8 protein-coding genes and 1 tRNA gene are annotated in these 11,326 nt (G+C 70.9%); 2 read left to right on the top strand and 7 right to left on the bottom strand.

Annotated elements, in window-relative coordinates:
• Positions 1-13: 13 nt before the first annotated feature.
• From thrS to ACX28W_RS02435, 3 genes are all read right to left on the bottom strand, one after another.
• Positions 14-1,990 carry a threonine--tRNA ligase gene (gene thrS / locus ACX28W_RS02425; RefSeq protein WP_458997075.1) on the bottom strand — a complete coding sequence of 659 codons (1,977 nt, stop codon included), beginning with the start codon at positions 1,988-1,990 and terminating at the stop codon, positions 14-16.
• Between the two features lie 115 nt (positions 1,991-2,105).
• The gene (locus ACX28W_RS02430) at positions 2,106-3,323 is read right to left on the bottom strand and encodes a hypothetical protein (protein WP_458997076.1); all 1,218 of its coding nucleotides are present in this window, start codon (positions 3,321-3,323) and stop codon (positions 2,106-2,108) included.
• Positions 3,320-3,886, bottom strand: coding sequence for a DUF4365 domain-containing protein (locus ACX28W_RS02435; RefSeq protein ID WP_362069818.1), 567 nt, complete (start codon positions 3,884-3,886; stop codon positions 3,320-3,322). Before ACX28W_RS02435 ends, ACX28W_RS02430 begins: the two co-directional genes overlap by 4 nt.
• A 170-nt stretch (positions 3,887-4,056) precedes the next feature.
• On the opposite strand from ACX28W_RS02435, the gene ACX28W_RS02440 reads away from it, so the two are divergent.
• The gene (locus ACX28W_RS02440) at positions 4,057-4,782 is read left to right on the top strand and encodes an exonuclease domain-containing protein (protein ID WP_458997077.1); all 726 of its coding nucleotides are present in this window, start codon (positions 4,057-4,059) and stop codon (positions 4,780-4,782) included.
• A 55-nt stretch (positions 4,783-4,837) separates the two neighbouring features.
• On the opposite strand, the gene ACX28W_RS02445 is transcribed toward ACX28W_RS02440, so the two are convergent.
• Positions 4,838-4,909, bottom strand: a tRNA-Val gene (locus ACX28W_RS02445).
• A 39-nt stretch (positions 4,910-4,948) separates the two neighbouring features.
• The gene (locus ACX28W_RS02450) at positions 4,949-5,395 is read right to left on the bottom strand and encodes an SRPBCC family protein (RefSeq protein WP_458997078.1); all 447 of its coding nucleotides are present in this window, start codon (positions 5,393-5,395) and stop codon (positions 4,949-4,951) included.
• An 88-nt stretch (positions 5,396-5,483) separates the two neighbouring features.
• On the opposite strand from ACX28W_RS02450, the gene ACX28W_RS02455 reads away from it, so the two are divergent.
• Positions 5,484-7,910: an SCO7613 C-terminal domain-containing membrane protein gene (locus tag ACX28W_RS02455; protein ID WP_458997079.1), complete on the top strand. Its 2,427-nt coding sequence runs from the start codon at positions 5,484-5,486 to the stop codon at positions 7,908-7,910.
• A gap of 10 nt (positions 7,911-7,920) precedes the next feature.
• Here ACX28W_RS02455 and ACX28W_RS02460 read toward each other — a convergent pair whose 3' ends face one another.
• Together ACX28W_RS02460 and ACX28W_RS02465 are read right to left on the bottom strand one after the other, a co-directional pair.
• On the bottom strand, positions 7,921-10,650 hold the full coding sequence (locus tag ACX28W_RS02460; protein WP_458997080.1) for an exo-rhamnogalacturonan lyase family protein: 2,730 nt from the start codon (positions 10,648-10,650) through the stop codon (positions 7,921-7,923).
• A gap of 79 nt (positions 10,651-10,729) precedes the next feature.
• Positions 10,730-11,320 carry a hypothetical protein gene (locus ACX28W_RS02465; RefSeq protein ID WP_458997081.1) on the bottom strand — a complete coding sequence of 197 codons (591 nt, stop codon included), beginning with the start codon at positions 11,318-11,320 and terminating at the stop codon, positions 10,730-10,732.
• Positions 11,321-11,326: the final 6 nt, after the last annotated feature.

Here is an 11,326-nt window from a genome sequence, read left to right on the forward strand (position 1 = left end):
ATCGCCGTACGCGTCAGACCTGCGCGCGTTCCTCGACGACCTTCACGATCTTGGCGATCGCCTCGTCGACCGGGATGCCGTTCTCCTGCGAGCCGTCGCGGTAGCGGAAGGAGACAGCGCCGGCCGCCATGTCCTCGTCGCCCGCGATGACCATGAAGGGCACCTTCTGCTTCTGCGCGTTGCGGATTTTCTTCTGCATGCGGTCCGACGACGAGTCGACCTCGACGCGCAGGCCCTTCTTCCGCGCCTCGACGGCGAACTTCTCCAGGTACTCGACGTGCGCGTCGCCGATCGGGATGCCGACCGCCTGCACGGGCGCCAGCCAGGCCGGGAACGCGCCCGCGTAGTGCTCGAGGAGCACCGCGAAGAAGCGCTCGATAGAGCCGAAGAGCGCACGGTGGATCATGACCGGCCGCTGCTTGGAGCCGTCCGGTCCGGTGTACTCCAGGTCGAACCGCTCCGGCAGGTTGAAGTCGAGCTGCACCGTCGACATCTGCCAGGTCCGGCCGATCGCATCCTTGGTCTGGACGGAGATCTTCGGCCCGTAGAACGCGGCGCCACCCGGGTCCGGGACCAGGGGAAGGCCCTGCTTCTCGGCCACCTGCCGCAGCGTCTCGGTGGCCTCCTCCCAGGCCTCGTCGGAGCCGACGGACTTCTCCGGGTCCTTGGTGGACAGCTCCAGATAGAAGTCGGTGAGGCCGTAGTCCCGCAGCAGGTTCAGCACGAAGGTGAGCGTCTTGTCGAGCTCGTCGGCCATCTGCTCGCGCGTGCAGTAGATGTGCGCGTCGTCCTGGGTGAAGCCGCGGGCCCGGGTCAGGCCGTGCACGACGCCCGACTTCTCGTACCGGTACACGGTCCCGAACTCGAAGAGGCGCAGCGGCAGTTCACGGTACGAGCGGCCGCGCGCGTCGAAGATCAGGTTGTGCATCGGGCAGTTCATGGGCTTGAGGTAGTAGTCCACGCCCTCGTCGAGCTGCATGGGCGGGTACATGCCGTCGGCGTACCAGTCCAGGTGGCCCGAGGTCTCGAAGAGCTTCCCCTTGGTGGCGTGCGGGGTGTAGACGAACTCGTAGCCCTCTTCCTCGTGGCGGCGCCGCGAGTAGTCCTCCATGACCCGGCGGATGACGCCGCCCTTGGGGTGGAAGACGGCGAGGCCGGAGCCGATCTGCTCCGGGATGGAGAACAGGTCCAGCTCGGAGCCGAGCTTGCGGTGGTCGCGCTTCTCCGCCTCGGCGAGGAAGTCGAGGTGCGCCTTCAGCTCGTCCTTGGTCGGCCAGGCGGTGCCGTAGATGCGCTGGAGCTGCTGGTTCTTCTCGCTGCCGCGCCAGTATGCCGAGGCGTTGCGCATCAGCTTGAACGCCGGGATGTTCCGGGTGGTGGGCAGGTGGGGACCGCGGCAGAGGTCCTTCCAGCACAGCTCGCCGGTCTTGGCGTCGAGGTTGTCGTAGATGGTCAGCTCGCCGCCGCCCACCTCGACGTCCGCGCCGTCGTCCGAGGACGCGGATCCCTTGATCCCGATGAGCTCCAGCTTGTAGGGCTCGTCGGCCAGCTCCTCGCGGGCCGCCTCGTCGGTCACGACGCGCCGCGAGAAGCGCTGCCCGCGCTTCTGGATCTCCTGCATCTTCTTCTCGATGGCCTTGAGGTCATCGGGGTGGAAGGGCTTCTCGACGTCGAAGTCGTAGTAGAAGCCGTCCTTGACCGGCGGGCCGATGCCCAGCTTCGCCTCGGGGAAGAGCTCCTGCACGGCCTGGGCCATGACGTGCGCGGTGGAGTGGCGCAGGATGTTCAGGCCGTCCTCGGAGGAGATCTCGACCGGCTCGACCTCGTCCCCCTCGGCCAGCGCGTACGCGAGATCCTTGAGCTCGCCACGCACGCGGGCGGCGACGATGGTGCGCTCACCGGCGAAGAGATCGGCGGCCGTAGTGCCCGTCGTCACCGCGCGCTCTTCCCGCTCGGAATCGCGTTGGATGATCACACGGACGTCTGACACCGGTCTCTCCTGACTGAAGGTGGTCGCGTACGTAACCACGCACGCACCGGGAATCGTACCGAGCCGGAGACGTCACCCGCGAAACGGTTAACCTTTCCGCTGGTCACAGCCGCTCTCAGTCCCCGCTGCACGCCTCCTCGAAGAAGTCCAGGTTCTCCTGGAGCGACTTCATCAGCCGGTCCCGCTCGGCCTCGTCGACCTGCACGGGCACGACTCCGGAGGCGTCGGTGAGCCGACGGAATCCGCCGCGGCTCTCCAGCCGCCCGTGCACCCGCACCGGCAGTCCCACCAGATGCGCCTGTCCCGCTATTCGGTACGCCTCCTCATCGAGGGTCATCCGGACGTGCGAGACCTCCGCCCCGGCGATGACCCGCAGCCGGACGGTGCCCTCGCCGCGCGGCTCCGACCTGCGCATCCGCACCACGGCACCCGTGATGCGCACCGGCATGGACGGCTCCTCGCGCAGATAGCGGGCCCCGGCCTGGCGCAGCACGGGCAGGTCGCCGGGCGAGAACTCGATGGCCTCGGCGGGGGCCGTGCAGCCCTCGGGGACTCCGGCGGCGGGTGCCCACTCGACGGCGATGCGGGCGCCCTCCGTGCCGCGGACGAGGGCGACGACGGCCTCGGTGAGTTCGTGGCTGACGCCCGCCTCGACGGCCGCGTCGAAGGCGTCCATGCCGCCGGTGGCCCGCTGGTAGTCGATGGCCTCACGGGCGGCGTACAGCGCCTGGTGCAGGCGTACGGAGAGCGGTCGGCCGGTGGTGACGGGCACGAAGGCGGTGAGTCGGCGTCCGCCGGGGTCGGCGCCGACGAGGACGTTCTCCAGGGCCGCGGCGGCGGGCCTGCGGTGCCGGGCGCCGTAATAGCCCGCACGCGCACGCGTGGCGAGCGCCGCCGCGAGCAACATCTGGCGGGCGGCCATGCGCAGCCGCTCCTCGACGCTCCAGGGCGTGGCGCCGACCGGTCCGGTCGGGACGTCGCGCCACCAGCGGATCTCGTCGCTGGGCACGGCGAGCGCGACCAGCACGTCGCGCGCGGACGGCGAACCGCTGCGGGAGAGCGCGACGAGCGCCTCGCCGAGCAGGTCGTCGCTGTCGGGGAAGGCCCGGTTCTCCGGCACGAGCAGGCTCGTGCCGCCGCCGGCGGGTCCCGGTGGGGTCCACCTGCCGTACCGTCCCGCCGCTCCCCCGCGGCGCTGCCAGCCGTGTCGGTGCAGGAGTGCGCTGAGCACGGCGGGGTCGACCTGGCCGGGCTCGGGCGGCTCGGGCCACTGGTCCTCGACGGGGTGCGGCCTGACCGGCCGGAGGGGTTCGTCGATCGGGCGGTGCGTCACGGTCTGCCTCCCGTCCCGACTCGCGTCATCATCTCGCAGAGCGCCCGGTCGTCGAAGATGCGCGAGGTCGGTATTCGCACGGTGGTCCGGGTCCGGCCGGTGATGGCGTGGCCGGCGAGGTTGGTCCAGTAGCAGCAGTGCCGCAGGTCGAGGCGGTCGTGGCTGGCGCGCAGCCAGTCGTCCTGGGATCTGGGCACGAGCATCACGACCAGTATTTTGTGCACCGAGACCGGGGTGCGGGCCAGCTTCTCCAGGTGGGCGTTGTCGAGCGTGAAGGAGAAGGCGGGCCCCGGCGGGTTCGGCGGGATCTGGTACGTGCACTTGAGTTGCACCTTGATGGTGACTTCGTCGTCGACCGTGTGCCCGGGGGCGCTGTGGCTGACGTGCCAGTCGATGCCGTTGTCGGGAAAGGGCTGGGACAGCGAGCAGCCGGCAGCCGCCGCGACGGCGTGCAAGTAGCCCACCTGAAGTGTCTCCATGCAGGCGGTGGTGGCGAGTGTGCCGCGATGGGGTGCCGTCCGCTGGGGCAGCAGCCCGCCCCGCTCGGGCTGCGCGAGTGCCATGAGTCCAACAGCCTTCCAAGCCAGGAGAGTCCGCGCGTCGGGTCGCTGATCTGCAAAGACCCGTACCTCTGTTGTCTCCTTCCGGCGTACGGCGCAAACAGCCCGGGTATCACCAAACGGGCAGAAGACGGTGCGTCAGCTGCCGTGGGTGAACGAGGAGTTGTGTCCATATGACGTGCTGGTACGAGGGCCCTTTGGCCGCGTTCGACACGGAGACCACGGGCGTGGACGTCGAGACCGACAGGATCGTGTCGGCCGCCGTCGTCGTCCAGGACGCCGCGGGTTCCCGGCCACGGGTGACCCGGTGGCTGGTGAACCCGGGAGTGCCGGTGCCCGAGGGGGCGACGGCGGTGCACGGGCTGACGGATGAACATCTGCAGCGCAACGGCCGTTGGCCGTCGCCGGTGATGGACGAGATAGCCAGGATGCTGGGCGAGCAGGCGGCGGCGGGCCGTCCTCTCGTGGTGATGAACGCGCCGTTCGATCTGACGCTGTTGGACCGGGAGTTGCGCCGTCATCGTGCCTCCTGCCTGGATCGCTGGTTCGAGACGGCGCCGCTGCTGGTGCTCGATCCGAGGGTCCTCGACAAACATCTGGACCGCTATCGCAAGGGTCGTCGCACGCTGACCGATCTGTGCGCGCACTACGGGGTGGCGCTGGAGGGCGCGCATGACGCGGAGGCCGACGCGCTGGCCTCGATGGATGTCGTACGAGCGGTCGGGCGCCGTTTCGCGGCCCGGCTGGAGCGGCTCTCCCCGGCCGAGTTGCACACCTTGCAGGCGGTGTGGCACGCGGCACAGGCGCGTGGCCTGCAGACATGGTTCGCGCGCAGTGGTTCGGAGGAGGCGGTGGATCCGGCGTGGCCGCTGCGTCCGGAGCTGTCGGCAGCGGCCTGATCGGCCTGTGCATGCAAAAAGGCCGGTCCGTGTGTGACGGACCGGCCTTTCCCGGTGGGCGATACTGGGTTCGAACCAGTGACCTCTTCGGTGTGAACGAAGCGCTCTCCCACTGAGCTAATCGCCCGGGAACGCACTGAACAATACAGGTCCCCGGGGGTGTCGTTCAAACCGCTTCCAGGTAGGCCGTAAGACCCCGCTGTCCCGCGCGCATCATCAGGGCGTGATTGGCGCGGAAGACGGGGCGTCCCGGCACGGCGAGCCGCCGCATCAAGGGCTTTCTCACGTCCACCTCCTGGTCGTATCGGGCCCGGGTGCCAAAACCGTCGGACGTGAGCGTCCAGCGCGCCCAGCCGTCGAGGTCGCCGGTCATGGCGATCTCCAGGACACCGGCCGTGGGGTCGCGCCGCACTTCCTGGGCGTCGAACACCAGGTCGTACGGCAGGAGTGAGCGGATCCGAATCGTGCCGCTGCAGTCATCGATACGGTTCACCTCGCGCACCTGGGGCCACCAGAGGGGGTAGTCATCGGCCTGTTCCAGGGCGGCGTACACGTCGGCGGGCGGCGCGGTCAGCTCCCACACGCAGCGGAAGCGGTAATGACTCCAGTCCATGCACGGAGTGTGCCCAAACGGCCATCTGAGTACGACATGTGTACGCACACTCATGCCGTCGAACATGACCGGGACCACACTCCGGAGCATGACCCACTTTCCGCCCCCGGCCGAGGAGTTGCGGCTCCTCGATGGCGAGCTGCGGCAACTCGACGCGCGTCGGGCCCTGTTGCTGGCACGCCGCGCCTGGCTGATCGCCGCGCTCCAGCCGGTCGTGACCCCCGCGCCCCCTCGCGCGCGTCGGCCCGAGACCACCGCACCCGGCGTCCAGAACGTGCTCCTCGTCCTCGGCGGCGTCCTGCTGACCATCGCCGCGATCGCTTTCACCCTGGTCAGCTGGGGCCGCATGGGGATCTCCGGGCGGGCGGTGGTGCTGGGCGCGGTGACGCTGGCGGTGCTCGGCGGGCCGGTGCCGCTGCTCAGGCGCAGGCTCCGCTCGACGGCCGAGGCGGTGGCGGGGCTCGGTCTCGCCCTGACGGTCCTGGATGTGTACGCGCTGTACGAGGTGGCGTTCCCGGGCGTGGACGGTCTCGGGTACGCGGCGGTCGCGTCGGCGGTGCTGGCGGCGGTGTGGGCGGGGTACGGGCTCGTCCTCGGCGGTCCGCACCGGCGCTCGGACCAGTCGACGGCGACCGCCGTCCCGCCCCTGCCCGCGGGCCGGCCGCGGGCGACCGGCCTTCTGCACCTGCCCCTGCCCGCGGCCATGGCCGCGGCCCAGTTCCCGCTGATTCTCTGGGCGGCCGCCGCCGACGCGGGCGCCCCCACCATGACGGCCGCGCTGCTGCTGACGGCGGCGCTCGACACGGCCGTCGCGCTCCGGGTTCCCCTGCGGTCCGTACGTCTCGTCGCCACCGTGGGCGCGTACGGCTCGGGGGGCTGGGCCACCTTTGCGGCCGGCTGGCTGTCCTGGACGGCCACCGGCCCGAGCGCCGCCGCCCGTGCGGCGGCGCTCCTCCTCTTCGCCGCGGCGATCGCCCTGGCGGCGGCGCGGCACCTGCCTGACCCGAATCCGAAGGCCGTCACCGCGCTCGCTCTGACCGGCGGCCTGATCACGGTCGCGGCGCTCGGTGGGGTGCTGCGCCCGTCGCTGCCGGACGGCTGGACGGTTGTGGGGTATCTGGCGTTCGGCGTCGCTCTGTCGGCGGCGCTCCGCACCCGTCTCCCCGAGCCGCTGAGGCGCGGCCTCGCCTGGGCCTCCGGCTCTGTACAGGCCGCCGCCGTGGTGTGGACGCTGCCGCTGTTCGCCGTCGTGCTGTTGGGCCCGGTCGGCCGGCTGAAGTCGATCTGGTCCGGGTCTCCCGCGACCGCCCGCGACGCGGTGACGGTCGATGCCCCCTGGCCTTCGTACGCGACCATGGCCCCCGTCGTCCTCGTGGTCGTCGCCGGCGTGCTGGCCGCGGTCGGACGTGGCACGGCCGGGCGACCGCGAGCCGTCACCGGCGCGCTGACACTCACCTGGGCGACGGCGCTCGTACTCCCCGCAGTCCTCGAACTCCCGTACATGGTCGGTCTGTTGGTGCAGGGACTCACGACCGTGACAGCCCTGGCGTACGCCCGTTCGACGGAGTCCCGGTCGACTCCCCTCGTCCTGGCCCTCCTCACCTCTGTGAACCTCGCGTGCCTCGCGCTGGCCTCCGAGGGCGTGACGCTGGGCGTCCTCGCCGCTCTGACCGTGCTGTTCGCGACCATGGCCGGGCAACCGCAGCTCGGCCCGGTCTGCGCACCCGCGGCCCTCGGGTACGCCACCGCCCTCGCCTGTGCGGTGGGGGCGTCCCTCGGCTGGCAGCCGCAGCACGCCGCACTGCTGGTGCTGGTCGTACCGGCCGTCGCGGCCCTGCTCGCGGCGCGTCTCGGCGGCTCCCCGACGACCGTGCCCGTCGAGGTGACGGGTGCCGCGGCCTGCCTGCCGGCCCTCGGTCTCACGGCCGGTGATCCGCCGATGCTGGCCCTGCTCCTGGCCCTGTGCGCGGTGATCGCCGCGGGCACCGCCGTACGAGCGGACCGGCGCCCCGTCGGATACGCGGCCGTCGCCCTGTTCGTACTCGCCGCCTGGATCCGCCTGGCGGCCTGGGACGTCGGCTCCCCGGAGGCGTACACGCTGCCGGTGACCGTCCCGGCGTTGCTGGTGGGGGTGGTCAGGCGCCGCAAGGACCCGACGGCCTCGTCCTGGACGGCGTACGGAGCGGGGATTTCCGTCACGTTCGTGCCGAGTCTCCTCGCGACCTGGGGTGACCCTCAGTGGCTGCGCCCCCTGCTGCTCGGGGCGGCGGCGCTCGCGGTCACGCTCGTGGGCGCCCGTCATCGGCTGCGGGCCCCGCTGGTCCTCGGGGGCGCCGTGCTCGTCCTGGACGTGCTGCACGAACTCGCCCCGTACCTCGTGCAGGTGGCCGGCGCGCTGCCCCGTTGGGTACCTCCCGCACTCGCCGGTCTGGTGCTGCTCGCCCTCGGTGCGACGTACGAGCAGCGGATCCGGGACGCGCGGCGGGTGCGGGAGGTGCTGGGGAGGATGCGCTAACCGAAGGGCACTACGGCATCTTGTCGCCGAGCAGCGCCAGGTTCTCGATGGCGGCGAGGCCGTACAGGGAGGTGTCGTTGGTGCTGATCCAGGTGGCCTCGCTGCCCGAAACCAGTGTGACCGGGCCGCTCAGCGGTTCCGTCTTCCAGGGCGAGGACTCCATGTAGCCGTCGGAGCTGTAGAACTTCGTCCACGCGCGTTTGGCGAGCGTCTCGTCGCCGGTCTGGACGGCGGCGTAGGCGTCGAGCCGCGAGTGGCCCTGGAAGAGCAGCAGGGAGCCGAAGTTCGAGCCGTAGCGGGCCGCCTGTTCGGCCTTGGTGGCGTTGAAGTAGCGGCAGTAGTCGAAGTAGGCCTCGTTGAACTTCGGCATGTCGACGAGGTCGATCAGCTCGGCACACAACTCGTTGAGCCCGAACACGGCGGAGAGGTGCGAGACGCCGACGACGGGCGACGCGGCGACGGCGAATCTGCCGGTGTCGAGGTCGTACAGCCCGCTGCCCTGGACGAAGCCGTTGGGCTGGGCGGCGATCGTCTCCATGGTGGAGAGCACCCGCGCCTTGGCCTTCTCCCACTTGGGGCCCTTGCGTTCCCACTCCGTCAGCCACGCCGACGCCAGCCCGCTCCAGTCCGTACCGAAGCCGATCGACAGGGCGTGCCGGTCGGGGGTGTACGGCTCGGTGCGGATCTTGCGGATCGGGTCGAGGACCAGGAACGTCTCGTCGGAGTCGACGTTGGCGTGCATGAGGTCGCCGACCCGCTCGTCCGCCGTGAGGAAGTAGTAGTAGCGGCGGTAGGTGGTGTTGGCGATGCGCTGCTGCTTGGCGCTGTCGGCGTAGTGCTGTACGCCGTGCCGGGTGCCGAGGCCCGCCCACTGGCCGAGGTGGTAGACGTCGACCTCGCCGGTGTGCCGGGTCATCGCCTCGGCGAAGCGGAAGATGTCCGCGCGGCCGGAGCGGAGATACGCGAACCACAGCCAGAGATCCGGCGACAGCTCGGAGTTGTCCCAGGCGTACCCGCCGATGTCGTACCGCCACTGGTGTCGGGCGGTGTCGTACGTGTGCATGATGTCGCCGTAGTCCCAGAAGCCGTACCAGCGGCGTTGCTCCACCTGGTCCTTGTAGTAGGTGAAGAGGAAGTCGAGGTGGTCCTCGATCTTCGCCTTGGCGGGCGTGGAGCGGTCCGGCTCGGAGTACAGGCCGGGGCCGAAGACCTTGGCCTTGATGAGCTGCTTGGGCGGGGCGGCGAGTTGCGGCAACACCCGTACGGCGGCGACCTGTTCGGCGAGCTTTTCGGGTGTGGGCGTGGACTCGTTGGCCCAGAAGAGGAGTTCGGAGGTGCGGGCGATGCCGTACGGGGTGCCGAACTCGGGTTCGTAGTCCTCGTAGGTGATGTTGAGGCCTTCGAGCTGCTCGGCGAAGGTGTCCTGGCCCATGCCGTCGTGGTAGAAGCGCAGGTCCATGGGCTGCGCCTCGGGCGACCAGAGCCAGAGGGTGACCTCGGCCTCGTCGGTCTGCGCGTCGCGGATGTCGAGCTGTGCGGGGTACTTCTCCCAGAAGTCCCTGAGGCCGAAGGAGAATCCGCCGCTGGGGCCGCCGACGTAGCCGAAGCCGCTCGCCCGGCGTCCGCCGCCCGCGCCGATCCAGCCGTGGCCCTTCTTCGTCCGCTTGCGCAGCCCGAAGCCGTCGGCGGAGAGCTGGGAGAGGGTGTAGTCGCCCCACTCGGGGATGTACTGCAGCCGGGTTGTCACCCGCTGGTCCCAGGTGGACGGGTCGGGCAGCTTCTGGCCCGCGAACTGGGCCGCCTGCACGGCCGCGCCCGGGTCGCGGCGCAGTCCGGTGATGCCCTTGACGGCCTCACGCAGCAGACCGGTGCCCTCGCCGCCGATCCGGATGTGCCGGTCGTACGCCGCGTCGCGCATCGGCACGCTGAAGCGGACGCCGAGCCCGCGGATGAAGTCGCCGCTCGCCTTCCCCGGTTCCTGCTTCCCGTCGAACGTGATGGTGTGCACCATGCGGAACGAGTCGGCGCCCGCGTAGAAGTACAGCCGGATGGAGAAGGGCAGCCAACTGCGGTTGCCCTTGCGGTGCTTGCCGTCGATGCGGACGACGGCACGGATCGGGCCCTCCTGCTCGACCGCCACCTCACCGATGACACTCTCGAACCGCTCGTACTTCTCCGCGCCCTGGTCCTCGTCCTCGATCTCGGGCTGACGGATGAGGACGAGCCGGCCGTTCTTGGCGATCTCGACGGAGCCCCGCTTGACCGACTTCACCAGCGTGGAGCCGCTCTTGCCGATCTGCGCGGTGATGACCCCGGTCGATATGTCGATGGTGCCGCCGCTCTTGTCGACGGTCACCTTCTTGTCGGGGGCGGCGGTCGTCCCGGCAGCGAGGGTGAGCTTGCCCGAGCCCGAACTGACCGCGTGTGCCGTCCACTTGAGGGATCCGTCGGGCCAGTACGCGATCGGCCAGGACTGCACCGGCACGTCCTTGCCGTCGGCGTCCGTGAGCGCGAAGGTCTGGTCCTCCTGGTATGCGCCCTTCGGCCAGGGCACGCCGACGGTGGAGCCGGGAGCGGCGCCAAGGCCGCCGTCCTCCAGCCAGTCCAGGGTCACCGGGTCCGCGGCCTCGGCTCTCGGGGCGGCCTGGGCGTTCGTGCTCCCTAGGGCCCAGCTGAACTGTGCGGCGGCTCCGGCGACGGCGGCCGCCTTGAGGAGGGACCTGCGGGGAATGGGGGACATGGCCTTTCCTTTCCGTGCGGGGAAGTCAGGGGCATGACAGAGAGAGGTACGACGCCGAGGGCGCCGACCTGCGAAGGGCTCACCGGCGGCGGTGGCGCTCCTCAACGGCTACGGCCGCCGCCGCGACGGCCCCCAGAACGGGGACCGCCAGCGGCGCGATGAAGAAGGCGGAGGAGGCCACCACGGCCAGCCCACCGACGAGCAGGAAGGACCCGGCGGGGTCCAGGACCGTACGCCGCCCGGCAGCCGCGAGCAGCGCACGCCAGGAGGCACCGGGCACCCAGACCGCCGCCGCGCGCAGCCCGGCGACGGCCAGGCCGATCAGCGCGAAGAGACCGACGGCGCCGACGAGCGGGCCACCGGGCAGTCCGGCGCGCACGGCCTGCACGTCCACCCAGACCGCGGCCGCCGCGGCCCAGCCGACGGCCCCGGCGATCCAGCCGCCCCGAAGGGCCGAGCGGAAGTCGGCGACGAACTCCCGCCAGCCGCCCGCCTCGTGGGACGTACGGCGTCGCAGATGCCGCGCGCCGGCGGCGAAGGCGGCGGGGTAGGTGACGACCCCCAGCGAGGCCACGGCGATCCACACCCCGGTGAGCAGGCACTCGGCGAAGACGCCGAACCGCTCGCCGAAGACGGACTCCTTGCGCGCCTTCACGCGTGCTTGGGCCATGGTGAC

The sequence above is a fragment of the Streptomyces sp. SD15 genome (genome assembly GCF_054462255.1).

Coding starts and splice junctions, on each gene's coding strand:
- ACX28W_RS02450 (WP_458997078.1), bottom strand. CDS start 5,395: ATGGACTGGAGTCATTACCGCTTCCGCTGCGTGTGGGAGCTGACCGCG.
- ACX28W_RS02465 (WP_458997081.1), bottom strand. CDS start 11,320: ATGGCCCAAGCACGCGTGAAGGCGCGCAAGGAGTCCGTCTTCGGCGAG.
- ACX28W_RS02440 (WP_458997077.1), top strand. CDS start 4,057: ATGACGTGCTGGTACGAGGGCCCTTTGGCCGCGTTCGACACGGAGACC.
- ACX28W_RS02455 (WP_458997079.1), top strand. CDS start 5,484: ATGACCCACTTTCCGCCCCCGGCCGAGGAGTTGCGGCTCCTCGATGGC.
- ACX28W_RS02460 (WP_458997080.1), bottom strand. CDS start 10,650: ATGTCCCCCATTCCCCGCAGGTCCCTCCTCAAGGCGGCCGCCGTCGCC.
- ACX28W_RS02435 (WP_362069818.1), bottom strand. CDS start 3,886: ATGGCACTCGCGCAGCCCGAGCGGGGCGGGCTGCTGCCCCAGCGGACG.